The organism is Pseudomonas sp. 2hn, from assembly GCF_019646095.1.
GTDB lineage: Bacteria > Pseudomonadota > Gammaproteobacteria > Pseudomonadales > Pseudomonadaceae > Aquipseudomonas > Aquipseudomonas peradeniyensis.
Window position 1 is genome coordinate 898,067 of sequence record NZ_CP081016.1, and the last position, 25,701, is coordinate 923,767.

Sequence of the window (25,701 nt, forward strand, 5' to 3'; positions counted from 1 at the left end):
CTCTCCATCACGCTTAACTTGTAGCCCTGGCGCGGCTTTTCGTCCAGTGGTCCGCCCGTGCGGTGTCCGGCCTCGACCTGTTTATACTGGTAGGAGCACCTCTTTGGGGAGCCCGTCTATGTTCGAGCTCATGCAAAGCACCCGCGCCCAGTCACTGCACCTGTTCATCGACCCGCCCACGGGCCTGAAGGCCGTGGTGGTGATCCACAGCGAACAGCTGGGCCCAGCCATGGGCGGCTGCCGCTACCTGCCCTATGCCGACGACGAGAGCGCCATGACCGACGCCATTCGCCTGGCCCAGGGCATGAGCTACAAGGCGGCCCTGGCCGGGCTGCCGATGGGCGGTGGCAAGGCGGTGATCGTGCGCAATCCGCATGTGGAAAACCGCGCGGCGCTGTTCGAGGCCTTCGGACGTTTCGTCGACAGTCTCCAGGGGCGTTTCATCACGGCGGTGGACAGCGGCACCTCGACCCTCGACATGGACTGTATCGCCCAGTCCACTCCCTACGTGACCAGCACCACTGCTTCGGGCGACCCGTCGCCCCATGCGGCCATGGGCGTGTTCGCCGGCATTCGCGCCACCTCCATGGCCCGGCTGGGCAGCGACAACCTGGAGGGCCTGCGGGTGGCGGTGCAGGGCCTGGGCAACGTGGGCTATGCCCTGGCCGAGCAACTGCACGCGGCGGGCGCCGAGTTGCTGGTCAGCGACCTGGACCCGGGCAAGGTGCGCCTGGCGGTGGAGCAGTTCAGTGCCCACCCGGTGGCCCACGAGGCCTTGATCAGCACCCCGTGCGACATCTTCGCGCCCTGTGGCGTGGGGCCGGTGCTCAACGGGCAGAGCGTGATGCAGCTGCGCTGTGCGGCGGTGGCCGGGTCGGCGAACAACCAGCTGACCACCTTGCAGGTGGCCGACCAGCTGGAGAGCCGGGGGATCCTGTACGCGCCGGACTACGTGATCAACGCGGGCGGGTTGATCTATGTGGCGTTGACCCATCGGGGTGAGGCCGTGGGCACCATCACCGCGCACCTGGCGCGAATTCCCACGCGCCTGACCGAGGTGTTCGCCCATGCCCAGGCGGAAAAACGCTCGCCGGCAAGGGTGGCGCAGATGTTGGCGGAGCGGTTGCTGTATGGCTGAGGCTCGGACCGGCCGCTTGTGGTGAAGATCGTTCCTCAATACCATCGAAAGGACCTCCGTCTTATTGCGCAGGGCGACTCCGAGCGGTCGTCATCTTTGATGTTCCCAGGTAGACATGAACCCATTACCCACCCTTATTCGTGAAACCTTCCCCGTCGGCCCGCTGCAGTGCAACTGCACCCTGATCGGCGACCCGCTCAGCAAGAAGGCCATCGTCGTCGATCCGGGCGGCGACGAGCAGAAGATCCTCGCCCGCCTGCAGCACCACGGCCTGACCCTGGTGAGCATCATCCACACTCATGCTCACTTCGACCATTTCCTCGCCTCGGGCAAGCTCAAGGAACTGACCGGTGCCACGCTGCACCTGCACAAGGCCGACCAGCCGCTGTGGGAAAACCTGGAAATGCAGTGCCAGATGTTCGGCATGCCCTACACGCCGGTGCCGTCGCCGGATCGCTGGCTGAGCGACGACGAGGAGCTGGCCTGCGGTTGCGGCGTGGCCTTGCACACCCCAGGGCATACGCCGGGCTCGATGAGTTTCTGGTTCGCCGAGCACAAGTTGCTGATCGCCGGCGATACCCTGTTCCGCCGTGGCGTCGGGCGCACCGATTTGTGGGGTGGCGATCAGCGGGCTATCGTTCGTTCCATCAAGGAACGGCTGTACCGCCTGGATGAGGAAGCCATCGTGGTGACCGGTCATGGCCCGGACACCCGCCTCGGCGACGAGATGCGCGAGAATCCGTTCGTGCGTGCCTGAGGTTTCATGGAATTTTTCCGCTGCGCTGCAATCCAAGGCTGGCATAGATCCGTAGTCGATCCGCTGCACTTTTGAATTTCAGTAGGAGCTTGTCCATGTTCACCATGCGTCGTCTGATTATCGTCGCTACCGCCGCCGCCCTGATGTCCGGTTGTGCCAGCCCCAACCCGTATGACAACCAGGGCCAGGCGCAGGGCTCCACAGGGATGAGCAAGACCGCCAAGTACGGTGGCCTGGGCGCGCTGGCCGGCGCCATCGCCGGTGCCGCCATCGATCACAACAACCGCGGCAAGGGCGCGCTGATCGGCGCCGCCGCGGTGGGCGCCGCTGCCGCCGGCTACGGCTACTACGCCGACAAGCAGGAAGCCGAACTGCGGGCGAAGATGGCCAACACCGGCGTCGAGGTGCAGCGCCAGGGCGACCAGATCAAGCTGATCATGCCGGGCAACATCACCTTCGCCACCGATTCGGCGAACATTTCCCCAAGCTTCTACTCGCCGCTGAACAACCTGGCCAACTCGTTCAAGCAGTTCAACCAGAACACCATCGAGGTGGTGGGCTTCACCGACAGCACCGGCAGCCGCCAGCACAACATGGACCTGTCGCAGCGCCGTGCCCAGGCGGTCAGTACCTACCTGACTTCCCAAGGCGTGGATTCGTCGCGGGTCAGCGTGCGTGGCATGGGGCCGGACCAGCCGATCGCCAGCAACGCCGACGCCAATGGCCGTGCGCAGAACCGCCGGGTCGAGGTCAACCTGAAGCCGATCCCGGGTCAGCAGTATGACCAGCAGGGGACTGTGCAGCAGTACCCATAATTTGTAGTTCTGAACAGATGGGGCTGCTTCGCAGCCCTTCGCGGGTAAACCCGCTCCCACAGGGTTTGTGCATGACTTTGGCCTTGCGCGATACCTGTGGGAGCGGGTTTACCCGCGAAGGGGCGCGTAGCGGCCCCATCTGTTTTCAGCGCTCGGTACTGGCCTGAATCGCCGTCAACGCAATGGTATGCACGATATCGTCCACCTGCGCCCCACGGGGCAGGTCGTTGACCGGCTTGCGCAGCCCTTGCAGCATCGGCCCGAGGCTGACGCAGTCGGCGCTGCGCTGCACCGCCTTGTGGGTGGTGTTGCCGGTGTTCAGGTCGGGGAACACGAACACCGTGGCACGTCCGGCCACCGGGCTCGACGGCGCCAGTTGCCGGGCTATCTCGGGGTTGGCGGCGGCGTCGTACTGCAACGGCCCGTCGATCACCAGGTCGTGCTCGGCCTGTTGCGCCAGGCGCGTGGCCTCGCGCACCTTTTCCACTTCCTCGTCGCTGGCCGCCGAATCGCTGGAATAGCTGAGCATCGCCACCCGTGGCGCGATGCCGAACGATTCAGCGGACTCGGCGCTCTGCCGGGCGATCTCGGCCAGCTCGGCGGCACTGGGGTGCGGGTTCATCACGCAGTCGCCGTAGACCAGCACCTGGTCGGGGAACAGCATGAAGAACACCGATGACACCAGGCTGCTGCCCGGCGCGGTCTTGATCAGCTGCAAGGCCGGGCGGATGGTGTTGGCGGTGGAGTGCACCAGGCCGGAGACCAGGCCGTCCACTTCGCCGAGGGCCAGCATCATGGTGCCGATCACCACCGGGTCTTCCAGTTGCTGTTCGGCCATTGGCGCGTTGAGGTTCTTGCTCTTGCGCAGCTCGACCATCGGTTCGACATAGCGGCCACGGATCAGTTCGGGGTCGAGCACCTCCAGGTCCGGTGGCAGGCTGATGCCCTGGGCGCGGGCCACGGCCTGCACGTCCTCGGGCTTGGCCAGCAGCACGCAGCGGGCGATGCCACGGGCCTGGCACAGGGCGGCGGCCTGCACCAGCAGGGGCTCGGCGCCCTCGGGCAGGACGATGCGCTTGTTGGCCTGTTGGGCGCGCTGGATCAACTGGTAGCGGAACACCGCCGGCGACAGGCGCAGTTCCCGTGGCGTGCCGCAACGCTGGTGCAGCCAGGCGGCGTCCAGCTGGCTGGCGACGAAGTCGGTGATGAACTCGGCGCGCTCGCGGTCGTCCACCGGGATCTCGCGGTTCAGCGAGTTGAGCTGGTTGGCGGTGTCGTAGGAGCCGGTGCTCACCGACAGGATCGGCAGGCCGGCCTGCAGGGCGCCGCGGCACAGCTCGAGGATGCGCGGGTCGGGCTTGCTGTCGCTGGTCAGCAACAGGCCCGCCAGGGGCACGCCGTTGATCGCGGCCATGCACACGGCGAGGATGATGTCGTCGCGATCGCCCGGCGTCACCACCAGGGTGCCGGAGGTCAGCAGCGGCACGGTGTTGGCCACGGTGCGGGCGCAGATGATGATCTTGCTCATGCGCCGCTGGTCGTAGTCGCCGGCGTTGAGTACCTGGGCACCGAGCAGCTCGGCCACGTCGCGGGTTCGCGGGGCGTTGAGCTCGGCCTGGTAGGGGATGCAGCCGAGCAGGCGGAAGTCGTTGCCGCGCAGCAGCGGCGAATGCTCGCGCAGGCGCGTGGCGAAGTCGGCCATGCTTTCGTCGGTGCGCACCTTGTTGAGGATCACCCCGAGCACCTTTGGGTCGCGCGGGCCGCCGAACAACTGGGCCTGCAGCTCGACGCGGCCGGACAGCTCGCTCAGTACCTCGTTCTCCGGCGCCGATACCAGGATCACTTCGGCGTCCAGGCTCTTGGCCAGGTGCAGGTTGACCCGGGCGGCATAGCTGGCATGGCGGGTCGGCACCATGCCCTCGACCACCACCACGTCCTTGCCGACGCAGGCCTGCTGGTAGAGGCGGATGATTTCCTCGAGCAGCTCGTCGAGCTGGCCGTCACCGAGCATGCGCTCGACATGGCCCAGGCTCAGGGGCGTGGGTGGCTTGATGCCGTGGGTGCGGGCGACCAGTTCGCTGGAACGCTCCGGGCCGGTGTCGCCGGGGTGCGGCTGGGCGATCGGCTTGAAGAAGCCGACCTTGAGCCCGGCGCGCTCCAGGGTGCGGACCAGGCCCAGGCTGATGGAGGTCAGGCCGACACCGAAGTCGGTCGGCGCGATGAAAAATGTCTGCATGCGTGCTTCTCGAAATAAGCGGTGCAAGGAATTCAGCGACCAAGGGTATCGCTAACCGCCCCCTGTGCGCACCAGCCGCAGGCGAATACCTGGCCGATGCGCCGGGCGCGCTCGTCGGCATCGAGCACCCAGGGCCGCGCCTGCCACGGCGGCTGGTGGCGCAGGTGCTGGGTATGGCCGCAGGACAGCTCGACCACCCAGTGGCCCTCTTCGTCGAGGTGGAAGTCGGTGATCCGACTGATGGGCGGCCCTTGGTCCGAGTCGCGTTCGCAATCGGTCGATGCGTTGGTTACACTTGTCCGTTCTACATTCTTTTGCAAAAGGTCTTGCCCCATGCTGATCGCCGCCAACAAGGCTGTCTCCATCGACTATACCCTCACCAACGACGCTGGTGAGGTCATCGACAGCTCCGCCGGTGGTGCGCCGCTGGTCTACCTGCACGGTGCCGCCAACATCATCCCGGGCCTGGAAAAAGCCCTGGAAGGCAAGCAGGCCGGTGACGAGCTGACCGTTGCCATCGAACCGGAAGAAGCCTACGGCGAGTACTCGGCCGAACTGGTCAGCACCCTGAACCGCAGCATGTTCGAAGGCGTCGACCAACTGGAAGTCGGCATGCAGTTCCACGCCTCGGCGCCGGACGGCCAGATGCAGATCGTCACCATCCGCGACATCGACGGCGACGACGTCACCGTCGACGGCAACCACCCGCTGGCCGGCCAGCGCCTGAACTTCAAGGTCAAGGTCGTCGACGTGCGTGACGCCAGCGAAGAAGAAATCGCTCACCGTCACATCCACGGTGAAGGTGGTCATCACCACTGATTTTCTGCGCTAAGCTCAGAGAGTCGCCAGGCGCTCGGGCAAGCCGGACTTGCCCTCCTCAGGAGGGTGGACGGTTTGGCCGCGCGCCTTTTTAGTGGGCGGGATTCGCCCCAGCGGCAATCGGGAACCTGAGAGGGGATTTCATCATGAGTGCATTTCACGACCTGACGTTGAAGGCGTTGAACGGCGAGGACCTGCCGCTGGCCCCGTTCAAGGGCCAGGTGGTGCTGGTGGTCAATGTCGCCTCCAAGTGCGGGCTGACGCCGCAGTACAAGGCCCTGGAGAACCTGTATCAGGATTACCGGGACAAGGGCTTCAATGTGCTGGGCCTGCCGTGCAACCAGTTCGCCGGCCAGGAACCTGGCAGCGAGAAGGAAATCCAGGAATTCTGCAGCCTCAACTATGGGGTGAGCTTCCCGCTGGGCGCCAAGCTCGAGGTCAACGGGCCACAGCGTCATTCGCTGTATCGCCTGCTGGCGGGTGAAGGGGCCGAGTTCCCCGGCGATATCACCTGGAACTTCGAGAAGTTCCTGGTTGGCAAGGATGGCCGTGTATTGGCGCGTTTCGCCCCGCGTACCGCGCCGGATGATCCGACCGTGGTGCAGGCGATCGAGAAGGCGCTGGCCTGATCTGCACCCACACTCCTGTAGGAGCGGCCTTGTGCCGCGAAAGGGCTGCGTAGCAGCCCCAGGATTTCAGCTACGCAGCCAATATTGCCGGGGCCGCTTCGCGGCCCTTTCCGGCCGGTCCGACGCCTCGGCAAGGCCGCTCCTACAGAGGGAACGGCGTCATCCACCTCTGCCCTAGGCCGTCAGAACGCTACCGACGTCTGCACATACAACGTCCGCGGCTCACCCACGTACTTGCCCTTGTTGTTGTCGTCGAACGAGCGGGTGTAGTACTCGCGGTTGAACAGGTTCTTCACCCCCACCGCCACCTTCAGGTTCGAAAGCGCAGGGCCGAAGTCATAGCCGGCGCGGGTGCTGACCAGCATGTAGCCGGGGATGCGCCCGGTGCTGCCGTCGGCGCTCTCGCTGGCGGTGTTGGCGTTGTCGGCGTACTGGCTGCTCTGGAAGCTGCTGTCCAGGTTCAACTGCCACGGGCCTTCGGTGTAGCCGATCCCCAGCGTGCCCTTGTGGCGGGACGAGAACGGTACCTGGTTGCCCTTGTTCGGGCCGTCCTCGCGGATGCTGGCATCGACGAAGGCGTAGCCGGCGTGCACGTCGAAGCCGGCCAGGGCCGGGCTCAGGCCGTCGAGGGCGTAGCGCACGCTGGTCTCGATGCCCTGGTGGCGGGTTTCGCCGCGGGCGATCACCGAGTCGTTGGTCTGGTTGCTTTCGTACTGGTTGTCGAAGTTGATCAGGAAGGCGCCGATCTCGGCCTGCAGGTCGCCATTGTCGTAGCGGGTGCCGACTTCCCAGGTGCGCGCCTTCTCCGGCTTCACTTCGCCGCTGCTGACACGGTTGGGCATCTGGCTGTACTGCACGCTGCCGAACGAGCCTTCGGTATTGGCGTAGAGGTTCCAATTGTCGGTGAGGTGGTACATCACGTTCAGGGCCGGCAGGGCGGTGTTGTAGCTGCCCTGGTACTGCTGGCCGTTGAGCTTGTTGCTCTGCTCGGAGTCGATCATCTCGTAGCGGATGCCCGGGGTGATGGTCCAGCGGCCGATGTCGATGCGATCATCCAGGTAGATGGCGTGGGCTTCGGTGCTGCCGCGGGTGTCGCGGTCGTTGCGGCTGGCGGTGGTCGGCAGGGCGCCGTTGACCGGCTCGCGGTAGCGCAGTTCATGCCCGGCCTCGTTGACGTAGCGGTAGCCGATGCCCAGTTCGTGCCAGCTGTCGCCCAAGGCCAGGCCCTGCGAGAAGCGGGTCTCGATGCCGCGTACCCAGTACTCGCGTGGCGACATCGAGACGAAGCTGCCCTGGTCGAGGTAGCCGCTGCGCAGGGTCTTGGTGAAGAAGCTGTTGACGCTGAACTGGCGGTTGTCCTGCTTGTAGTCGTAGCCCAGGTTGAACAGGGTGCGGCGGCCCCAGAACTTGTCTTTGAGGCGGGTCGACTGGTACGGGTCGGCGTCGAAGGCGGCGGTGCTCAGGCCGCCGGGCATCTCGGCTTCGCCCTCGTAGTACTGGGCCATGGCGTGCAGGCTGTTGGCGTCGTCCAGTTGCAGCTTGCCCTTGAGCATCAGGTCGTCGATCTGCGTATTGCTGTGCTCGCGCCAGTCGCTGCCCCGGGTGCCGGAGTAGAGCAGGGCGCCGCCGAGGCCGTTGGCATTGGTGCCACCGATCAGCAGGTTGGCGCTGTTCTTCAGGCCATCCTGGCTGGACGACGGGCTGATCTGGTTCTGCATCGCTGCCTTGAAGGTGGCTTCTTCAGGGATGGCGCGGGTGACGAAGTTGACGATGCCGCCGACGTTCTGCGGCCCGTAGCGCACCGCGCCGCCGCCGCGCACCACGTCCACGGCGTCCATGTTGCCCAGGCTGATCGGCGCCAGCGACAGCTGCGGCTGGCCGTAGGGCGCGAAGGGCACCGGAATGCCGTCCATCAGCACGGTGGAGCGCGAGGCCAGGCGTGGGTTCAGGCCACGGATGCCGAAGTTCAGCGCCAGGTCGTGGCTGCCGGTACCGTTGTTCTCCGGAGCGTTGACGCCGGGAATGCGGTTGAGCACTTCGCGGGCGCTGCTGGCGCCGCTGCGTTCGAATTCCTCGCGGCGCACCACGTCGCGGGCGCCTGGGTGCTCGAAGACGTTGTCCTGGCGGGCCTCGGCCAGCCAGTCGCCGACCACGGTCGAGGCGCCCAGCTCGACCGGGGCATTGCTGCCCGTGGCCGGCAGCGGTTGCAGGCTGTAGGCGTTGTCGGTCTCCAGGCGCGCCTGCAGGCCAGTGCCGCGCAGCAGGGCATCGAGCCCCTGGCCGACCTCGTACTGGCCTTCCAGGCCGGGGCTGCTCAGGCCCTGGGTGAGGCCCGGGCTGAACGAGATCAGCGCGCCACTTTCGCGACCGAACTGGTTCAGGGCCTGTTCCAGTGTGCCAGGAGCGATGTGATAGCCGCGGGGTTCGCCGGCCAGGGCGAGCGGGGCGGCGAGGATCAGGGCGTAGGCGAGGGGACTGAGGCGCAGGGGCATGTGACGGAGGTCCTGTGACAAGGGGGTCTGTCTTCTCTGTCACGCGAGGTTCGGGAAATGGCTCAACAGAAATGAAATAAATTTGGGTTGGAGTCGGGATTCGTGGAAGCGGGCTTGCCTCTCAGCCCGTTGACGCCGCCTCGAGCGACACCCAGTACCGGGTGAACCGTCGCACCTTCACCGGCAGCGTCACTTCCAGCATCTCCAGGATCCGCTCACTGTCTGCCAGCGGATACGATCCGGAAATCCGTAAATCCGCCACCCGCTCGCTGCATCCCAACTGCCCGAGTCGATACCGCGACAGCTCGGCGAGAAAGTCACCCAGGCGCATCTGTGACACCACCAACATACCTTCCACCCACGCCGCCCGGTTGGGGTCCAGCGGTGCGACCGCCTGCCAGCCGCCACGGGCGAAGCGCGCCTGGTGCCCGGCCAGCAGCGGTGTGCCGGCCACGCTGGCGCTGCCGCTGAACACCGATACCAGGCTGAAACCGTCGAACTGACGGACGTCGAAGCGTCCGCTGTGCAGATGCAACTCGCCCTGGGCCGTGGCCAGGCGCAGTGGCCGTGGATCGTTGCTCACCTCGAGCAGCAGTTCGCCTTCCTGCAAGCGCACCAGGCGCTGCCGGCCATCGAAGCGCACATCGGCGGCGCTGCGGGTGTTCAGGTGCAACTGGCTGCCGTCGTCGAGGGTCAGACGGCGGCGCTGGCCGACCGGACTGCGGTAGTCGGCCGTCAGTCCTGGTAGCGGATTGTGTTGTTGCAGGCCGAGCCCGGCGGCACTGGCCACCCCTACCAGCAGTAGCGCCTTGAGGGCGCGACGTCTGGCCGGCGACGGCGGCGCCTGCAGGGTGGCGTGGACCACCGGAGCGGTGACGCCGCGCAGGCGCTGGTTGACCTGCTGGATATGGGCCCAGGCCCGCTGATGTTCGCTGTCGGCCTGCAGCCAGCGCTCCAGGGCCTGGTGTTGGTCGAAGTCGTCGCTCTGCGACTCGATCAGCCAGTGCACCGCCTGTTCGGCGATTTGCGAGGAAAAGGCTGCGTTCACAGGGGCAGCCCTTTCAGCGTATTGAGAATTGGCGTCCGGTTTGGATTTGCCGGGGCTGCTTTGCAGCCCTTTCGCGGCACAAGGCCGCTCCTACAGGCGACCGCGCCCCCTGTAGGAGCGGCCTTGTGCCGCGAAAGGGTCGCAAAGCGACCCCAGCAATCTCGAATTGGATCAGTCATATCTCAAACATCGCAAAACCTTGAAAGGCAGGATTCACAGGGCGAAATAGCAGCGCAAGGCCGCCTTGTGCAGGTAGCGCTTGACCGTCGCCAGGGAAATGCGCAGCTCGCGGGCGATCTCGCCCTGGCCCAGGCCATCGACCTGGGCCAGCAGGAAGGCGCGCTTGACCAGCGGCGGCAGGCTATCTAGCAGGCGGTCGAGTTCGAGCAAGGTATCGAGGATGATGGCTTTGTCTTCCTCGCTGGGGGCCACCTGCTCGGGCAGTTGGGCCAGGGCCTCGAGATAGGCGCGCTCCAGTTCCTGGCGGCGGAAGTGGTTGCACAGCACACGCTTGGCCACGGTGGTGAGGAAGGCACGGGGTTCGATCAGCTGCGGCGTCTCGCGGGCCTGCAGCAGGCGCAGGTAGGTGTCCTGGGCCAGGTCGGCGGCACTCTGCGGGCAGCCCAGGCGCCGTCGCAGCCAGCCGGTCAGCCAACCGTGATGGGCGTGGTAGAGGCCTTCGACGGTGGAAGAGAGGGCACTGGACACCGATACGACTCCGGCGCCGCAAAGCGCAACTGGAAGTAAGAATTGTTCGCATTGTATTCATGCCGTCGGTGTTCGGCAATCGCTGCCGACGCAAGGCAGGCGTACCGCTGGTGCCGGCATGCTTTGCTTATGAGAATTGAAATCATTAGTATTGCAGCCCCATTTCCCGGACCCTCGCCATGAAGAGTAAAGCCGCCGGCCTTCCCCTGAGCTACCGCCTGGCCGTGACCTCACGCAGCCTGGCCGCGTTGCTGGGCGGTTACCTGCTGGCGTCGATGGCCAGTGTCTGCATCACCCTGCTTGCGCCGATGACCCAGGCCGACGCGACGATGACCGGGATGATGCTGTCGTTCCTCTTCTACCTGATCGCCTTCATCTGGTGCTTCGCCTGCCGCAGCGCCTGGCGCGCCTGGTTGGGCATGCTGCTGCCAAGCCTGGCGCTGGGGCTGATCAACGCACTGGCCTACTGGATGAACCTGCCATGAAAGAAGGCTTCCGCCAGGCCATGGCCTGGCTGCACACCTGGACCGGCCTGATCTTCGGCTGGCTGCTGTTCGCCATCTTCCTTACCGGGACGCTGTCGTACTTCAAGGAAGAAATCAGCCACTGGACCCAGCCCGAGGTGCAGAGCCATCCGCTCGACCCGGTGAGCAGTCTTGGCCTTGCCCAGCGATACCTGGAATCCAATGCCGGCCACGCCAGCACCTGGTTCATCCGCCTGCCCAGCGAGCGCGAGGCGGCGCTGAGCGTCAGCTGGCGCGACCCGAACGGCGGCGGGCGCCGGGGTTTCACCGACAAGGAACTCGACGCCCGCACCGGCGAGGCGGTCGAGGCCCGTGACAGCCGTGGCGGCGAGTTCTTCTACCGCTTCCACTTCCAGTTGCAGATGCCCCACCCCTGGGGTCGCTGGCTGTCGACCTTCTGCGCCTTCATCATGCTGCTGGGGCTGGTCACCGGGATCATCACCCATAAGAAGATCTTCAAGGAGTTCTTCACCTTCCGCCCGGGCAAGGGCCAGCGCTCCTGGCTCGATGGCCACAACGCCATCGGCGTGCTGGTGCTGCCGTTCCACCTGATGATCAGCTACAGCAGTCTGGTGATCTTCATGTACATGGTCATGCCGGCCAGCATCCTGGCCAGCTACGGCGACAGCAGCGGCTATTTCAACGATGTGTTCGGCCGCGACGAAGTCCCCAAGGCGGCGGCCCAGGCCGCGCCGCTGGCGCCACTGACCGAACTGTACGCCAAGGTCCAGGAACAGGCGCCGGGGGCGCGCATGGGCTACATCCAGGTGCACAATCCCGGCGACCGCAACGCCCGGGTCACCTTCACCCGCGCCTCGGCCGACAGCGTCGCCTACCAGCGCAGCGCCATCTGGACCTTCGATGGCGTCAGCGGCGAGCTGCTGCGTCGCGGCGCGCCGGAAAGCGCGGCGATGACCACCTCCTTCACCTTCGTCGGCCTGCACATGGGCAATTTCGCCGGGCCCTGGCTGCGCTGGCTGTACTTCGCCTTCGGCGTGGCCGGCACAGCGGTGATCGGCACGGGGCTGGTGATGTGGCTGGGCAAGCGCCAGCTCAAGCATGCCAAGAGCGAGCGCATGCCCGGCGAGCTGCGCCTGGTCGAAGTGCTGAACATCGCCAGCATGAGCGGCCTGTTGCTGGGCGTGGCGGCGTTCTTCTGGGCCAATCGCCTGCTGCCTACGGCCATGGATGGGCGGGCCGACTGGGAGATCAATGCTTTCTTCCTGGCCTGGGGCGCCTCATTGCTCCACGCCATGTTGCGCAGCGGGCGCCGTGCCTGGGGCGAACAACTGACCCTGGGGGCGCTGGCGTTCGTCGTGCTGCCGCTGCTCAACGCGCTGATCACCGACAAGGGCCTGGATCACTCCATCGCCGCGGGTGACTGGGCGATGGCCGGTTTCGACCTGACGGCGCTGGCCACTGGCCTGTTCCTGGCCTGGGCTGCCGGCAAGATGCTGCGTGCGCCCAAGGCGGTCGCCAAGCGTGCGCCACGTGCCGCCAAGACCGTGGAGGCGAGCTGATGCTGGGGATCGCGCTGATGGGCTTCGCCGGTTTCGCCGGCCTGTGCCTGGCCATGGAAAAGCATTTCAACGACCTGCTCGGGCGCAAGCCCACGGGCCGGCAACTACGAGCCTTGAAGGTCGCGGGCTGGGCCTTGCTGCTGCTGTCGTTGATCCTTGCCGTGCACGGGCGCGGCTGGGCCCTGGGCCTGGTGGAATGGATCGCCTTGCTGATGGCCGGGGTTACGTTGTGGGTGTTCGGCCTGCCGTACCAGCCGCGCCTGCTGCTCGGGGCGGCGCTCGCCAGCCTGGTGCTCGGGCCACTGCTGGCCGTGTTGGCGGTCTAGGCCCTTGAGCGACTCCGAGGCTGGCGGCGGTCGGGCGCGTTTTGTCCAGGTATTCCTGGCCCAGCGCGCGCGCATGGAGGCGCTGGTCAGCCGGCGCGTCGGCTGCCGCGCCACGGCGTCGGACCTGGTCCAGGACCTGTTCCTGCGCTTCTGGCGGCGCCCCGAGGTGAAGGTCGAGGCGCTCGACACCTACCTGCTGCGCAGCGCCAGCAACCTGGCCATCGACTACCTGCGCAGCGAAGGCAGCCGCGACCGGGCCGCCGAAGGCCTGCACGACCCCGATGAGCCGCAGGGCAGCCAGGCCCCCGAGCAGGCCCTGGAGGTCGACCACGACCTGCAGCGTATCGAGATGGCCCTGCGGGCTTTGCCCGAGCGCACGCGGCAGATCTTCCTGCTCAACCGCATCCATGGCTGCACCTACGGCGAGATCGCCAAGGCCATGCAGTTGTCCCAGAGCGCGGTGGAAAAGCATATGATGCGCGCCCTCGAAGCGTGCAAGGCGAGCGTCGCCGAACCCGCGTCCCCACTGCGCCGGCCAGGGAGCGCCCGTCGATGAGTCTTGAACAGCCGATCACTGCCGCACAGTCCCAGGCCGCCCTGCGCTGGCTGGGGCGCATCCAGCAGCAGCCGGCGCAAGCCGAGGGCGCGGCGTTCAAGCGCTGGTTGCTGGAGAGCCCGGCCCATCGCCAGGCCTATGTCGAGGCCCAGGCGCTGTGGCGCCTCAGCGAAGCACCGGCGGCGCGGCTGGCACTCGAGGAGCGAGAGGGCCTGCAACAATATCTGGACGCCATGCGCCGACCCGCGCGCAAGCGGCCGTGGCGCGGCCTGGCGGTGGCAGCGTGTCTTGTGCTGGCGCTGGGATGCGCGGCGGGCTGGCAGCCGCAGTTCTGGCTGCAGGACCTGCGTGCCGACTACACCAGCGGCGCGCAGGTGCGGCAGGTGACCTTGGCCGATCATTCGCGGCTGACCCTGGATGCCGGCACTGCCGTGGCGGTGGATTTTGCCCAGGGCGAACGGCGCGTGCGGTTGCTGCGCGGCGCCGCGTTCTTCGAGGTGACCCATACCGGCGAGCAGTTCCTGGTAGATGCCCAGGGCGGTGAAGTGCGAGTGCTGGGGACCCAGTTCGAGGTGCGCGGGCAGGGCGATGGCGCCCAGGTCACCGTGCGCAGCGGGCGGGTGGCGGTGACGCCGGCCCAAGGACAGGCGGCCCGCGAGCTGACGGCCAACCAGCAACTGGCCTATGCCGGCGGCGTGGCCGGCGGGGTCGAGGCGGTGGACAGCGACAGCCGCCTGGCCTGGCGCCAGGGCTGGCTGAACTATTACCAGGTGCCGTTGGCGCAGGTGATCGAGGACCTGGGGCGTTACTACCCCGGGCGGATCCTGTTGCTCGACGGGGAGCTGGGGCAGCGCAGGGTCAGTGGCAGTTTCCCGGTGGCGGAACCACTAGCGGCGCTGGATTCGCTGGGCAAGGTGATGGGCTTCTCGCGGCAGACGGTGCTGGGTCGGCTGACCGTCTTGCGTTGACCTGTTCCGACGCCATCGCGGGGCAAGCCCGCTCCCACGAGGCTTGCGCGGTCCCTGTAGGAGCGGGCTTGTCCCGCGAAGACGTCGGTAAAGCAAAAATTTTTCGATCAGGTGATGAGGTATCCCCCCACGGCATCCGTGTAGTGAGTGGAAGTGCGATTCATTCGCAAACGATCATCCCTCTCACAGGTCCGCGTCCATGAAGTTCACCCCGCGTTGCGTCCCGCTCTGGTTCGGCCTCTGCTCCCTGCCCGCTATCGCCATCGTGCCCCAGGCCCTGGCCGCGCAGCAGAGCCAGGTCTACAGCTTCGCCCAGCCAAGCCAGCCGCTGGCCCAGGCACTCAACGCCTTCAGCCGCGCGACCGGGCAGAGCGTGGTCTACACCCTGGCCCTGCCGGATGTGCAGGCCCCGGCACTCAACGGCACCTTCGACGCCGACCAGGCGCTGCAGCAGTTGCTCGGCAACTCGGGCCTGGCCTGGCGCCGGATCGATGCCCGCACCCTGACCCTGGAGCCGCTCGACACCTCCGGCGCGCTGAACCTGCAGGCCACCACCATCAACTCACAGCTGGATGACTACAGCTATCAGCCGCCGGACAGTGCCTCGATCATGCGCGGCCAGGGCGCGACGCTGGACATCCCCCAGGCCGTCAACGTGGTCCCGGCCCAGGTGATCCGCGACCAGGCGCCGCGCAACCTGGACGATGCGCTGTACAACGTCAGCGGCATCACCCAGGGCAACAACTTCGGCGGCACCGCCGACACCGTGATGAAGCGCGGCTTCGGTGACAACCGCGACGGCTCGATCATGCGCGACGGCATGCCGATCGTGCAGGGCCGCGCCCTCAACGCCAGTACCGAGCGGGTCGAGGTGCTCAAGGGGCCGGCGTCGCTGCTGTATGGCATCCAGGACCCGGGTGGGGTGATCAACGTGGTCAGCAAGCGCCCGCAATTGCAGCAGTACAACGCCCTGACCCTGCGGGGCTCGACCTACGGCAGCGGCAAGAACGGCAGCGGCGGCGGCCTGGACAGCACCGGGGCGCTGGGTGACAGCAACCTGGCCTACCGCCTGATCGTCGATCACGAGGACGAGGACTACTGGCGCAACTACGGGGTGCACCGCGAGTCGCTGGTGGCGCCGTCGCTGGCCTGGTACGGCGAGGACACCCAGGTGGTGCTGGCCTATGAGCACCGCGAGTTTCTCTACCCGTTCGACCGTGGCACCGCCTTTGGCAGTGACGGCCACCCGTTGAACATTCCCGCCACCCGCCGCCTCGACGAGCCGTTCAACGATATGGAGGGTCGCTCCGACCTGTACCGCCTGGAGGTCGATCATCGCCTGGCCGACGACTGGAAACTGCACTTCGGCTACAGCTTCAACCGCGAGACCTACGACGCCAGCCAGGTCCGCGTGACCGGCGTGGATGAAAGCAAGGGCACGCTGTCACGCAGCATCGATGGCACCCAGGGCGCCCTGAGCCGCGACCAGTTCGCCACCCTCAGCCTCAACGGCAGCGTTGAGCTGGCGGGCATGCGCCACGACCTGGTGGTCGGTGTCGACCACGAGGACCGCAAGGTCTACCGCGCCGACCTGATCCGCCAGAACAGCCGCTCGACCTTCAGCTACCTGAACCCGGTCTATGGCCGCGAAGTGGAAGGCACCAGCGTGCGCGCCAGCGACAGCGACCAGACCGACAAGCTGCGCACCGATTCGCTGTTCCTGCAGGACGCCTGGCACCTGGACGAGCACTGGATCCTGGTGGCCGGCGGGCGCTTCCAGCAATACGACCAGTACGCCGGTCGCGGCCGGCCGTTCAACGTCAACACCGACACCAGCGACCAGACCTGGGTGCCCCATGCGGGCGTGGTGTACAAGGTCGATGACCAGTTGTCGTTCTATGGCAGCTACAGCGAGTCGTTCAAGCCCAACTCGACCATCGCCCCGCTGAGCATCGGCGGTGGTCGCACCCTGACCCTGGACTCAGGCATCGCGCCGGAGGAGGGCAAGTCCTGGGAAATCGGGGCCAAGCTCGATGTGCCGGGGGCGCTGACGGGTACCCTGGCGTTGTTCGACATCACCAAGCGCAACGTGCTGGTGGCCGACGGCGACACCCTGCCGGGCACCATTCTCTACAGCAACGCGGGCGAAGTGCGCTCACGGGGCGTCGAGCTGGACCTGACCGGCCAGCTCAGCGAGCGCTGGAGCCTGATCGGCGCCTACGCCTTCACCGACGCCGAGGTGACCAAGGACCCGCAGCTCAAGGGCAATCGCCTGCAGAACGTCGCCCGGCACAGTGGTTCGCTGTCGGCGGTGTATGACTATGGCAGCTTGTTCGGCGGTGATCGCCTGAGGCTGGGGGCCGGTGCGCGCTATGTGGGTGAACGTGCGGGGAACGCCACCAATGACTTCGACCTGCCGGCGTACACGGTGGCGGATGCCTTTGCCAGCTATGAAACGAAACTGGACGAGCACAAGGTGCGGTTGCAGCTGAACGTGAAGAACCTGTTCGACAAGGTGTATTACAGCTCGGCGGTGAACCGGTATTTCGTCGCGGTGGGGGATGCGCGGCAGGTGAGCTTGTCGAGCACCTTGGAGTTCTAGATCGCCGGGACCGCTTTGCGGTCCTTTCGCGGCACGAGGCCGCTCCTACAGAGGTACGCGGTCTCCTGTAGGAGATCACACAGCCTTCCGGGCTGCGCTGTCGCGCAGGGAACAAGGTTCCAGCGTGGGAGCGGGCTTGCCCGCGATCACCGGCGAAGCCGGTGCCAAACGCCGCATCGCGGGGCAAGCCCGCTCCCACGCTGCCCCAGTCAAATCAAAGAATTATGTTTTGCTCCATGAGAGCGGCCTCGTGCCGCGAACGGGCCGCAAAGCGGCCCCAGTATTCAACTGGCGAACGCCGCCCGATACGCCCCCGGCGTCGCCCCCAGCGCCTGCCTGAACCGGTTGCTGAAATGACTGGCACTGGCAAACCCGCACAGCAACGCCACCTCGCCCAAAGGCAACGTGCCCATGCGCAGCAACCGGCACGCCCGCTGCAGCCGCCGGGCCAGCAGGTACTGATGCGGCGGCAGTCCAAAGCTCGCCCGGAACATCCGCGCGAAGTGGTACTCGGACAGGTTGCAGCGCAGCGCCAGCTCCCCCAAGGTCAGCGGTTGGTCGAGGTTGGCCTCGATATAGTCCACCAGTTGCCGGCGCTGGTGCGGTGCCAGTCCGCCCTTGAGCTTGAGGCCCTGGCGCAGGCCGACCTGGTTGAGCACGGCGTGGTCGATGATGTCGTGGGCCAGGCTGCTGGCCAGCAGGCGTTCGCCGGGCTCGGCCCAGTCCAGGCCGATCAGCTCGCGAAAGCGTCGGGCCTGCTGCGGGTCGTCGAGGAAGGTCGCCTCGCGCAGTTGCATCTCCCGCGGCTCGCGGTCCAGCAGGCGGGTGCAGCCGAGGGCGAACTGTTCCTCGCTGATGTACAGGTGGGCCAGGCGGATCGAGCCGTTGATTATCCAGTTCGACTCATGGCCGGCGGGCATCACGCACAGCTTGTCCGGCGCGCCGCGATCACTGGGGCGCTGGCGGCGGAAGGTGCCGGTGCCGTCGGCGATGTAGCACGACAGTGTGTGATGGCTGGGCGCCTGGTAGTCGCGGGCATCGTCGCGGTTGCTCCACAAGGCCGCCGCCAGCCCGTCGCCCAGCTGCGCGCTCAGCTCCAGCCGGGCGTGGGGCGAGGCGTTCAGGACGTTGAAGACCTGCAGGTGATCGAGTGGGGGCATGGGCGGTTCCTCTGCTGGCCATCGTACTGCGCCGGCGCCGGGATGGCAGCTAGCCGGGGAGGAAAAGCGCAAGTTTATGCAAGCGCCGAACAGCGATGGCGCAAGAAACTGGGCTCATGGGGTTTTCATCGCGGGGCAAGCCCGCTCCCACCGAGGTCGCAATGCGCCCTGTGGGAGCAGCTTGCCCCGCGATAGGCCTGATACCTGTCGAGGGAGTCCATCATGAACCTGTCGCTCTACCTGCTCACCGTCCTGATCTGGGGCACCACCTGGATCGCCCTGAAACTGCAGCTGGGCGAGGTTGCCATCCCGGTGTCGATCGTCTACCGCTTCGCCTTGGCCGGGCTGATCCTGTTCGCCTTCCTGCTGCTCACCCGCCGCCTGCAACCGATGAACCGGCGTGGTCACCTGGTATGCCTGGCCCAGGGCTTGTGCCTGTTCTGCGTCAATTTCATGTGCTTCCTTACCGCCAGCCAGTGGGTTGCCACCGGCCTGATCGCCGTGGTGTTCTCCACCGCCACCTTGTGGAACGCCATCAACGCCCGGATCTTCTTCGGCCAGAAGATCGCCGCCAATGTGCTCGGTGGCGGCGCCTTGGGCCTGCTCGGTCTGGGACTGCTGTTCTGGCCGGAACTCTCGCACCACGCCGCCAGCCGCGAGACCTTGTACGGCCTGGGATTGGGCCTGCTCGGCACGCTGTGCTTCTCGGCCGGCAACATGCTGTCCAGCGTGCAGCAGAAGGCCGGGCTCAAGCCGATGACCACCAATGCCTGGGGCATGCTCTATGGCGCCTCGATGCTGGCGGCGTACTGCCTGGTCAAGGGCATCCCCTTCGACATGGAATGGAACGCCCGCTACATCGGCTCGCTGCTGTACCTGGTGATCCCGGGTTCGGTTATCGCCTTCACCGCCTACCTGACCCTGGTCGGACGCATGGGGCCGGAGCGGGCAGCCTATTGCACCGTGCTGTTCCCGCTGGTGGCGTTGAATGTGTCGGCATTCGCCGAGGGCTACCAATGGACGGCGCCGGCGTTGCTGGGCCTGGTAGCGGTAATGGCGGGGAATGTGCTGGTGTTCCGCAAGCCGAAATCCAGGCCGGTCGAAGGCGTGCTGGCAGTCAAGTAACCTTGTCCCATCGCGGTACCCCGCGACAGGTTAGGTAACTCGGGCTGAAAAGCTCAGCCCTTCCACACCTGCGGATTCACCAGGTCCCGCGGCCGCTCACCCAGCAACGCCGCCCGCAGGTTGTCCAGCGCACGGTTGGCCATGGCCTCGCGGGTCTCGGCGGTGGCCGAGCCGATGTGCGGCAGGGTCAGGGCGTTGGGCAGCTTGAACAGCGGCGAATCGGCGAGCGGCTCCTTTTCGTACACATCCAGCCCGGCGCCGCGAATGGTGCCATTGCGCAGTGCCTCGACCAGCGCCGCCTCATCCACTACAGGTCCCCGGGCGATATTGACCAGGAACGCGCTGGGCTTCATCAGTTGCAGCTCGCGGGCGCCGATCAGCTTGCGGGTTGCCTCGGACAGCGGCACCACCAGGCAGACGAAATCGGCTTCGCCCAGCAATGCGTCCAGGCTGCGGAACTGCGCGCCCAGTTCCTGTTCCAGCGCGGTCTTGCGACTGTTGCCGGTGTACAGCACCTGCATGTTGAAACCGAAGCGGCCACGACGGGCGATGGCCGCGCCGATGTTGCCCATGCCGACGATACCCAGCGTCTTGCCGTGCACATCGCAGCCGAACTGCGCCGGGCCGACGGTGGCCTGCCAGTGGCCGGCCTTGGTCCAGGCATCCAGCTCGGCGGTGCGCCGAGCGCAGCCCATGATCAGGGCAAAGCCCAGGTCGGCGGTGCTTTCGGTGAGCACGTCGGGGGTGTTGGTCAGGGCGATGCCGCGCTCGTTGAAGTAGTCCAGGTCGTAGTTGTCGTAGCCGACCGAGACGCTGGACACCACCTCCAGCTTGCCCGCGCCTTCGAGCTGCGCGCGGCCGAGCTTGCGACCGACCCCGATCAGGCCGTGGGCCTCGGGCAGGGCCTCGTTGAACTGGGCGCTGATGTCGCCGCGTTTCGGGTTCGGCACGATCACGTTGAAGTCTTGTTGCAGGCGTTCGGCCATGGCTGGCGTGATGCGGCTGAAGGCCAGGACGGTCTTTTTCATCGGGCTGCTTCTCTGCAAGGCGTGAGGTGGAGCCGGGCAGAAGAGCGGGGCCGCTGTGCGGCCCTTTCGCGGCACAAGGCCGCTCCTACAGGTACCGCGTAACCCTGTAGGAGCGGCCTTGTGCCGCGATGGAGGGCGAAGCCCTCCCATGACCCTGTCTGCCAGACGCTGGAATCAATGGTTAGCAACCTACCATTGTCCTTACCCCCAATGCAGCCGCTTTTTTCAGTTGGCGATCAGCAGCTCATGGGTCTTCAGGTCGGCCTCATGGGCGGCAAGAATCTCCGGCAGCGAATTGCGCAGGTACTCGACCCAGGTCTTGATCTTGGCATCCAGGTACTGGCGCGACGGGTAGATCGCGTACAGGTTCAGCTCCTGCAGGCGGTACTCCGGCATGATCCGCACCAGGCTGCCATCGCGCAGGCCGTCGATGGCCGAATAGATCGGCAGCACGCCCACGCCCATGCCGCTGCGGATCGCGGTCTTCATCGCGTCCGCCGAGTTGACCTGGAACGGCGAGGTGGTGATGTTGACCATCTCCTGGCCTTCCGGCCCGTCGAACAGCCACTTCTCCAGCGGGATCACCGGGCTGACCATGCGCAGGCAGGCATGCTTGAGCAGGTCGGCCGGCTTGTGCGCGCTGCCGTGACGGGCCACGTACTCGGGCGAGGCGCAGACGATGCTGTAGGTGATGCCCAGGCGCTGGGAGACGAAGCCCGAGTCCGGCAGCTCGCTGGCCAGCACGATGGACACGTCGTAGCCCTCGTCCAGCAGGTCGGGCACGCGGTTGGCCATGGTCAGGTCGAAGGTCACGTCCGGGTGCGACTCGCGGTAGCGGGCGATGGCGTCGACCACGAAGTGCTGGCCGACGCCGGTCATCGAATGCACCTTCAACTGCCCCGCGGGGCGGGCGTGGGCGTCGCTGGCCTCGGCCTCGGCTTCTTCCACGTAGGTAAGAATCTGTTCGCAGCGCATCAGGTAGCGCTTGCCAGCCTCGGTCAGCGCGATGCGCCGGGTGGTGCGGTTGAGCAGGCGGGTTTGCAGATGGGCTTCCAGGTTGGAGACCGCCCGCGACACGTTCGCGGTGGTCGTATCCAGTTGCGCCGCGGCAGCGGTGAAGCTGCCGAGCTGGGCCACGCAACTGAAAGCACGCATGTTTTGCAGGGTGTCCATGGGTCACTCTCGGTTTAGAGGACAAAATTGTGACATGAAGTTGCGGAATTTCGCTTCCGACTAAAGCCGGATTATCGCTGTTTTGGTAACAAAGATTCGCAGGAATATGCGCTTATCGCCAATGAAACCCGCCCCTAGAATTGCCCGGCCCCTCCACCTCTTCCTCGGGAAATCGCAGCTGTGCCGCGTCGCCACATCAGAGCGCTCCATGCGTTCAGTGCCTGTGCCCTTTGTCTCACCTTGAGCGGCTGTATCGGAACCTGGGGCATCGCCCCGCAAAGCAAGACCCTCCAAGCCAACCAACTGACCACCGACGCCGCGATCCGCGAGGCCGCGCGCGACGCCCACTGGCCGGCCCAGCAATGGTGGCGCGCCTACGGCGACCCGCAGCTGGACGCCTGGATCGCCCAGGCCCTGGCCGGCAGTCCGAGCATGGCCATGGCCGCCGCCCGGGTGCGGGAAGCCAAGGCCATGGCCGGCGTGGTCGAGTCGGCGGAAAAACTGCAGGCCAACGGCAACGCCACCCTCAAGCGCCACAACTGGCCCGAGGATCAGTTCTACGGCCCGGGCGCGCTGTCCGGCGCCAACACCTGGGACAACAATGCCGCCATCGGTTTCAGCTACGCCCTGGACCTGTGGGGCCGCGAGCGCAATGCCAGCGAGCAGGCCGTGGACCAGGCGCACATGAGCGTCGCCGAGGCGCGCCAGGCTCAGCTGGAGCTGGAGAACAACGTGGTGCGCGCCTATATCCAGCTCAGCCTGCACTACGCCCGGCGCGATATCGTCCAGGCCGAGCTTGCGCAGCAGGAGCAGATCCTCGCCCTGGCCAAGCGCCGCCTCGACGGTGGCATCGGCACCCATTTCGAGGTCAGCCAGGCCGAGGCGCCGCTGCCGGAAACCCACCGCCAGATCGACAGCCTCAACGAGGAGATCGCCCTGACCCGCAACCAGCTGGCCGCCCTGGCCGGCAAGGGACCGGGGGAGGGCGCGAAGCTGCAACGCCCGACCCTGACCCTCGGCGCGCCGCTGAAACTGCCGTCGAACCTGCCCGCCGAATTGGTCGGCCAGCGCCCCGACGTGGTCGCCAGTCGCTGGCAGGTGGCGGCCCAGGCCCGTGGCATCGACGTGGCCCACGCCGGCTTCTTCCCCAACGTCGACCTGGTCGGCGGCCTTGGCTTCATGGCCACCGGTGGCGGCCCGCTGGAGTTCCTCACCGGGCGCAAGTTCAACTACAACGTGGGGCCGGCCATCAGCCTGCCGATCTTCGACGGCGGTCGCCTGCGCTCGCAGCTGGGCGTGGCCTCGGCCGGCTATGACGTGGCCGTGGCGCGCTACAACCAGACGGTGATCGGCGCGCTGAAGAACATCTCAGACCAACTGATCCGCCGCGAGTCGATGAAGGAGCAGGCGCATTTCGCCGCCGAATCGGTGGCCGCCGCGCAGAAGACCTACGACATCGCCACCGTCGCTTTCCAGCGTGGCCTGACCGATTACCTCAACGTGCTCAACGCCCAGACCCTGCTGTTCCGCCAGCAACAGGTGCAGCAGCAGGTGCAGGCCGCGCGCCTGACCGCCCATGCCGAGCTGGTCACCGCCCTGGGCGGCGGCCTGGAGGCGGGCAAGGATGTGCCTGATCAAGAACGCCAGGCCGCCCCGAAAACGCCGGCCACCCTGGCCATCTTCGACCAGCCGGACCACGCCGAATGAGCACATCGAGCTTGCCCCTGCGCTGGCTGCGGAGCCTGGAGTGGCGCCGGGGCTTCTTCGCCTGGTCGCGCACCGACGGGGTCACCTGGGTCTACATCTTCAAGGTGCTGGCCGCCGCGTTCATCACCCTGTGGCTGGCCATGCGCCTGGAGCTGCCGCAGCCGCGCACGGCGATGATCACCGTGTTCATCGTCATGCAGCCGCAGAGCGGCCATGTGTTCGCCAAGAGCTTCTACCGGGTGCTCGGCACCCTGGCCGGCTCGGCGATGATGGTCGCGCTGATAGCGATCTTCCCGCAGAACACCGAGCTGTTCCTGCCCAGCCTGGCGCTGTGGGTCGGCTTGTGCTCGGCGGGGGCCATGCGCTACCGCACCTTCCGCGCCTATGGCTTCGTGCTGGCCGGCTACACGGCGGCGATGATCGGCCTGCCGGTGCTGCAGCACCCTGACCAGGCGTTCATGGCGGCGGTGTGGCGGGTGCTGGAGATCGCCCTGGGGATTCTGGTCTCGACTTTCGTCAGCGCCGCGATCCTGCCGCAGTCGGCCAGTGCCGCCATGCGCAACGCCCTGTACCAGCGCTTCGGCGTGTTCGCCGGGGTGGTGGTCGAGGCCCTGCGCGGCGACAGCCAGCGCGACCGCTTCGAGACCAGCAACGTGCGCTTCGTCGCCGAGGCGGTGGGCCTGGAGAGCCTGCGCAACGTCACCGCCTTCGAAGACCCGCACATGCGCCGACGCTCCGGCCGCCTGGTGCGGATGAACAGCGAGTTCATGGCCATCACCACGCGCTTCAATGCCTTGCACCGGTTGCTGGAGCGACTGCGCGCCCGTGGCCCGTTGCAGATCGTCGGCGCCATCGAGCCCGGCCTGGACACCCTGGCCGAGCTGCTGCAGCCCTATGTCGGTCGGGCTCTGACCGACGCCGATGCCTTGCGCCTGGCACTGGAGCTGGGCACCTACAAGGAAGGCCTGCAGGCCCAGGTGCGTGGCCTTCGCGCCGAGTACCTGGAGACCAACCCGAGCGAATCCGACCTGCTCGACTTCCATACCGCCTTCGAGCTGCTCTACCGCTTCGTCGACGAGATGTACAGCTACGCCGAGACCCACGCCTCGCTGGCCGTGCACAAGCACGAACGCGAACAGTGGGACGAACCCTACGTGGCCCAGACCAGCTGGCTGGTATCGCTGGCCGCCGGCGTGCGCGCCTCGGCGGTGCTGCTGTTGCTGGGCAGCTACTGGCTGCTCAGTGACTGGCCCAGCGGCGCCATGATGACCTTGATCGCCACGGTCACCGTGGGCCTGTCGGCGGCCTCGCCGAACCCCAAGCGCATGTCGTTCCAGATGGCCTGCGGCACGGCGATCGGCGCCTTCGTCGGGTTCTTCGAGACCTTCTTCGTGTTCCCCTGGATCGACGGTTTTGCGCTGCTGTGCATGGTGTTGGCGCCGGTGTTCGTGCTTGGCGCGTTCCTCGCCTCGCGCCCGGCCTATGCCGGTTATGGCCTGGGCCTGCTAGTGTTCTTCGCCATCGGTTCGGTGCCGAACAACCTGACCATTTATGACCCCTATACCTTCATCAACGACTACATCGGCATGGTCATCGGCATGTTCGTCTGCGCCGCAGCCGGGGCGATCATCCTGCCGCCCAACAGCCGCTGGCTGTGGAGCCGCCTGGAGCAGGAGCTGCGCGAGCAGGTGCTGTTCGCCATCGGCGGGCGCCTGCGCGGGTTGGGCTCGGCGTTCGAGAGCCGCACCCGCGACCTGCTGCACCAGGCCTATGGCCTGGCCGCCGGCAAGCCGCAGGTGCAGAGCGAGCTGATGGGCTGGATGTTCACCGTACTGGAGGTTGGCCACGCCATCATTGAGCTGCGCAAGGAGCAGGATCGCGCGCCGATCCACCCGGCGTACGCCGAGTCGCAGCCCTGGCGCCAGGCCATCCGCGTGATGGGCCGGGCGCTGGCGCGGTTGTTCCTGCAACCCAGCGCCAGCAACCACGAGCGCGCCCTGGTGGCGGTGGACCACGCCATCAGCCGCGTGCAGGCCACCGACGAACCCTTCGCCCGGCACTTCGACACCTCGGTGCTGCGCCGGGCGCAGAGCTACCTGCACTTCATCCGTTCCTCCCTGCTCGACCCACAGTCGCCGCTGGCCCCGGCGAAAGGATTGCACCATGCCCCGTGAGATCGCCTTCCATGGCGTGTACATGCCCACCATGACCTTGATGTTCCTGTTCGCCCTGGGCCTGGCCTGGGGCCTGGACCGGTTCATCGCAAGCGTTGATGGCTATCGCTTCTTCTGGCACCCGGCGCTGCTGCGCCTGTCGCTGTTCGTCTGCCTGTTCGGCGCCCTGGCGCTGTCGCTCTACTGGTGAGAATCC

At 66.6% G+C, this 25,701-nt stretch carries 23 protein-coding genes; 15 read left to right on the forward strand and 8 right to left on the reverse strand.

What is annotated here, in order from left to right; translation table 11 throughout:
* Positions 1 to 118 precede the first annotated feature (118 nt).
* The 3 genes from K2O50_RS04200 to K2O50_RS04210 all read left to right on the forward strand — a co-directional run bounded on the left by K2O50_RS04200 (position 119) and on the right by K2O50_RS04210 (position 2,710).
* Entirely contained in the window at positions 119 to 1,138 is a 1,020-nt protein-coding gene (locus K2O50_RS04200) for a Glu/Leu/Phe/Val dehydrogenase dimerization domain-containing protein (RefSeq protein WP_050706856.1), read from the forward strand.
* A 115-nt stretch (positions 1,139 to 1,253) separates the two neighbouring features.
* The gene (locus tag K2O50_RS04205; RefSeq protein WP_050706855.1) at positions 1,254 to 1,895 is read left to right on the forward strand and encodes an MBL fold metallo-hydrolase; all 642 of its coding nucleotides are present in this window, start codon (positions 1,254 to 1,256) and stop codon (positions 1,893 to 1,895) included.
* A gap of 95 nt (positions 1,896 to 1,990) precedes the next feature.
* Positions 1,991 to 2,710: an OmpA family protein gene (locus K2O50_RS04210; protein ID WP_028689530.1), complete on the forward strand. Its 720-nt coding sequence runs from the start codon at positions 1,991 to 1,993 to the stop codon at positions 2,708 to 2,710.
* A gap of 145 nt (positions 2,711 to 2,855) precedes the next feature.
* Here K2O50_RS04210 and pta read toward each other — a convergent pair whose 3' ends face one another.
* Together pta and K2O50_RS04220 are read right to left on the reverse strand one after the other, a co-directional pair.
* Positions 2,856 to 4,946: a phosphate acetyltransferase gene (gene pta / locus K2O50_RS04215; RefSeq protein WP_050706854.1), complete on the reverse strand. Its 2,091-nt coding sequence runs from the start codon at positions 4,944 to 4,946 to the stop codon at positions 2,856 to 2,858.
* Between the two features lie 32 nt (positions 4,947 to 4,978).
* Positions 4,979 to 5,281 carry a DUF3565 domain-containing protein gene (locus tag K2O50_RS04220; RefSeq protein WP_050706898.1) on the reverse strand — a complete coding sequence of 101 codons (303 nt, stop codon included), beginning with the start codon at positions 5,279 to 5,281 and terminating at the stop codon, positions 4,979 to 4,981.
* Here K2O50_RS04220 and K2O50_RS04225 point away from each other — a divergent pair.
* Positions 5,280 to 5,765: a peptidylprolyl isomerase gene (locus tag K2O50_RS04225; RefSeq protein ID WP_050706853.1), complete on the forward strand. Its 486-nt coding sequence runs from the start codon at positions 5,280 to 5,282 to the stop codon at positions 5,763 to 5,765. The genes K2O50_RS04220 and K2O50_RS04225 overlap by 2 nt on opposite strands.
* A 146-nt stretch (positions 5,766 to 5,911) precedes the next feature.
* A complete protein-coding gene (locus K2O50_RS04230) occupies positions 5,912 to 6,394 on the forward strand; it encodes a glutathione peroxidase (RefSeq protein ID WP_050706852.1) in 483 nt (160 codons plus the stop codon).
* Positions 6,395 to 6,576: 182 nt separating this feature from the next.
* Here the strand turns inward: K2O50_RS04230 and fecA are convergent, their stop codons facing one another.
* From fecA to K2O50_RS04245, 3 genes are all read right to left on the reverse strand, one after another.
* Complete coding sequence (gene fecA, locus K2O50_RS04235; protein ID WP_050706851.1) at positions 6,577 to 8,886, reverse strand: TonB-dependent Fe(3+) dicitrate receptor FecA; 2,310 nt, start codon at positions 8,884 to 8,886, stop codon at positions 6,577 to 6,579.
* A gap of 121 nt (positions 8,887 to 9,007) precedes the next feature.
* Positions 9,008 to 9,934 carry a FecR domain-containing protein gene (locus K2O50_RS04240; protein WP_050706850.1) on the reverse strand — a complete coding sequence of 309 codons (927 nt, stop codon included), beginning with the start codon at positions 9,932 to 9,934 and terminating at the stop codon, positions 9,008 to 9,010.
* Between the two features lie 213 nt (positions 9,935 to 10,147).
* Positions 10,148 to 10,642 (reverse strand): sigma-70 family RNA polymerase sigma factor, encoded by a 495-nt coding sequence (locus K2O50_RS04245; RefSeq protein WP_050706849.1) that lies wholly within the window; start codon positions 10,640 to 10,642, stop codon positions 10,148 to 10,150.
* Positions 10,643 to 10,821: 179 nt separating this feature from the next.
* On the opposite strand from K2O50_RS04245, the gene K2O50_RS04250 reads away from it, so the two are divergent.
* From K2O50_RS04250 to K2O50_RS04275, 6 genes are all read left to right on the forward strand, one after another.
* Complete coding sequence (locus K2O50_RS04250) at positions 10,822 to 11,127, forward strand: DUF3649 domain-containing protein (RefSeq protein ID WP_050706848.1); 306 nt, start codon at positions 10,822 to 10,824, stop codon at positions 11,125 to 11,127.
* On the forward strand, positions 11,124 to 12,686 hold the full coding sequence (locus K2O50_RS04255; protein WP_050706847.1) for a PepSY domain-containing protein: 1,563 nt from the start codon (positions 11,124 to 11,126) through the stop codon (positions 12,684 to 12,686). The genes K2O50_RS04250 and K2O50_RS04255 overlap by 4 nt, the downstream gene beginning before the upstream one ends.
* Positions 12,686 to 13,012: a DUF3325 domain-containing protein gene (locus tag K2O50_RS04260; RefSeq protein ID WP_050706846.1), complete on the forward strand. Its 327-nt coding sequence runs from the start codon at positions 12,686 to 12,688 to the stop codon at positions 13,010 to 13,012. The genes K2O50_RS04255 and K2O50_RS04260 overlap by 1 nt, the downstream gene beginning before the upstream one ends.
* A gap of 4 nt (positions 13,013 to 13,016) precedes the next feature.
* A complete protein-coding gene (locus tag K2O50_RS04265; protein WP_050706845.1) occupies positions 13,017 to 13,568 on the forward strand; it encodes an RNA polymerase sigma factor in 552 nt (183 codons plus the stop codon).
* On the forward strand, positions 13,565 to 14,536 hold the full coding sequence (locus K2O50_RS04270) for a FecR family protein (RefSeq protein ID WP_050706844.1): 972 nt from the start codon (positions 13,565 to 13,567) through the stop codon (positions 14,534 to 14,536). Before K2O50_RS04265 ends, K2O50_RS04270 begins: the two co-directional genes overlap by 4 nt.
* A gap of 199 nt (positions 14,537 to 14,735) precedes the next feature.
* On the forward strand, positions 14,736 to 17,138 hold the full coding sequence (locus K2O50_RS04275; RefSeq protein WP_050706843.1) for a TonB-dependent receptor: 2,403 nt from the start codon (positions 14,736 to 14,738) through the stop codon (positions 17,136 to 17,138).
* A gap of 284 nt (positions 17,139 to 17,422) precedes the next feature.
* Here K2O50_RS04275 and K2O50_RS04280 read toward each other — a convergent pair whose 3' ends face one another.
* Entirely contained in the window at positions 17,423 to 18,298 is an 876-nt protein-coding gene (locus K2O50_RS04280; RefSeq protein ID WP_050706842.1) for an AraC family transcriptional regulator, read from the reverse strand.
* A 222-nt stretch (positions 18,299 to 18,520) separates the two neighbouring features.
* Between K2O50_RS04280 and K2O50_RS04285 the strand changes: the two genes are divergently transcribed.
* A complete protein-coding gene (locus tag K2O50_RS04285; protein WP_050706841.1) occupies positions 18,521 to 19,423 on the forward strand; it encodes a DMT family transporter in 903 nt (300 codons plus the stop codon).
* A 53-nt stretch (positions 19,424 to 19,476) separates the two neighbouring features.
* Here the strand turns inward: K2O50_RS04285 and K2O50_RS04290 are convergent, their stop codons facing one another.
* Together K2O50_RS04290 and K2O50_RS04295 are read right to left on the reverse strand one after the other, a co-directional pair.
* Complete coding sequence (locus tag K2O50_RS04290; RefSeq protein WP_050706840.1) at positions 19,477 to 20,451, reverse strand: D-glycerate dehydrogenase; 975 nt, start codon at positions 20,449 to 20,451, stop codon at positions 19,477 to 19,479.
* Between the two features lie 225 nt (positions 20,452 to 20,676).
* Positions 20,677 to 21,624, reverse strand: a complete 948-nt coding sequence (locus tag K2O50_RS04295; protein ID WP_028689548.1) for a LysR family transcriptional regulator — start codon at positions 21,622 to 21,624, stop codon at positions 20,677 to 20,679.
* A 180-nt stretch (positions 21,625 to 21,804) separates the two neighbouring features.
* Between K2O50_RS04295 and K2O50_RS04300 the strand changes: the two genes are divergently transcribed.
* The 3 genes from K2O50_RS04300 to K2O50_RS04310 are packed head-to-tail and all read left to right on the forward strand — an operon-like array spanning position 21,805 to position 25,695.
* Positions 21,805 to 23,331: an efflux transporter outer membrane subunit gene (locus K2O50_RS04300; protein ID WP_050704324.1), complete on the forward strand. Its 1,527-nt coding sequence runs from the start codon at positions 21,805 to 21,807 to the stop codon at positions 23,329 to 23,331.
* A complete protein-coding gene (locus K2O50_RS04305) occupies positions 23,328 to 25,505 on the forward strand; it encodes an FUSC family protein (RefSeq protein WP_050704325.1) in 2,178 nt (725 codons plus the stop codon). The genes K2O50_RS04300 and K2O50_RS04305 overlap by 4 nt, the downstream gene beginning before the upstream one ends.
* Positions 25,495 to 25,695, forward strand: a complete 201-nt coding sequence (locus K2O50_RS04310) for a DUF1656 domain-containing protein (protein WP_028689551.1) — start codon at positions 25,495 to 25,497, stop codon at positions 25,693 to 25,695. The genes K2O50_RS04305 and K2O50_RS04310 overlap by 11 nt, the downstream gene beginning before the upstream one ends.
* The last annotated feature ends 6 nt before the right edge of the window (positions 25,696 to 25,701 follow it).

Bases quoted from the DNA above. Each gene is read 5' to 3' on its own strand.
- K2O50_RS04275 (WP_050706843.1), top strand. From the start codon at position 14,736: ATGAAGTTCACCCCGCGTTGCGTCCCGCTCTGGTTCGGCCTCTGCTCC.
- K2O50_RS04310 (WP_028689551.1), top strand. From the start codon at position 25,495: ATGCCCCGTGAGATCGCCTTCCATGGCGTGTACATGCCCACCATGACC.
- K2O50_RS04260 (WP_050706846.1), top strand. From the start codon at position 12,686: ATGCTGGGGATCGCGCTGATGGGCTTCGCCGGTTTCGCCGGCCTGTGC.
- K2O50_RS04205 (WP_050706855.1), top strand. From the start codon at position 1,254: ATGAACCCATTACCCACCCTTATTCGTGAAACCTTCCCCGTCGGCCCG.
- K2O50_RS04210 (WP_028689530.1), top strand. From the start codon at position 1,991: ATGTTCACCATGCGTCGTCTGATTATCGTCGCTACCGCCGCCGCCCTG.
- K2O50_RS04285 (WP_050706841.1), top strand. From the start codon at position 18,521: ATGAACCTGTCGCTCTACCTGCTCACCGTCCTGATCTGGGGCACCACC.
- K2O50_RS04255 (WP_050706847.1), top strand. From the start codon at position 11,124: ATGAAAGAAGGCTTCCGCCAGGCCATGGCCTGGCTGCACACCTGGACC.
- K2O50_RS04295 (WP_028689548.1), bottom strand. From the start codon at position 21,624: ATGGACACCCTGCAAAACATGCGTGCTTTCAGTTGCGTGGCCCAGCTC.
- K2O50_RS04270 (WP_050706844.1), top strand. From the start codon at position 13,565: ATGAGTCTTGAACAGCCGATCACTGCCGCACAGTCCCAGGCCGCCCTG.
- K2O50_RS04230 (WP_050706852.1), top strand. From the start codon at position 5,912: ATGAGTGCATTTCACGACCTGACGTTGAAGGCGTTGAACGGCGAGGAC.
- K2O50_RS04305 (WP_050704325.1), top strand. From the start codon at position 23,328: ATGAGCACATCGAGCTTGCCCCTGCGCTGGCTGCGGAGCCTGGAGTGG.
- fecA (WP_050706851.1), bottom strand. From the start codon at position 8,886: ATGCCCCTGCGCCTCAGTCCCCTCGCCTACGCCCTGATCCTCGCCGCC.
- K2O50_RS04250 (WP_050706848.1), top strand. From the start codon at position 10,822: ATGAAGAGTAAAGCCGCCGGCCTTCCCCTGAGCTACCGCCTGGCCGTG.
- K2O50_RS04220 (WP_050706898.1), bottom strand. From the start codon at position 5,281: ATGGGGCAAGACCTTTTGCAAAAGAATGTAGAACGGACAAGTGTAACC.
- K2O50_RS04200 (WP_050706856.1), top strand. From the start codon at position 119: ATGTTCGAGCTCATGCAAAGCACCCGCGCCCAGTCACTGCACCTGTTC.
- K2O50_RS04280 (WP_050706842.1), bottom strand. From the start codon at position 18,298: ATGCCCCCACTCGATCACCTGCAGGTCTTCAACGTCCTGAACGCCTCG.
- K2O50_RS04225 (WP_050706853.1), top strand. From the start codon at position 5,280: ATGCTGATCGCCGCCAACAAGGCTGTCTCCATCGACTATACCCTCACC.
- K2O50_RS04290 (WP_050706840.1), bottom strand. From the start codon at position 20,451: ATGAAAAAGACCGTCCTGGCCTTCAGCCGCATCACGCCAGCCATGGCC.
- pta (WP_050706854.1), bottom strand. From the start codon at position 4,946: ATGCAGACATTTTTCATCGCGCCGACCGACTTCGGTGTCGGCCTGACC.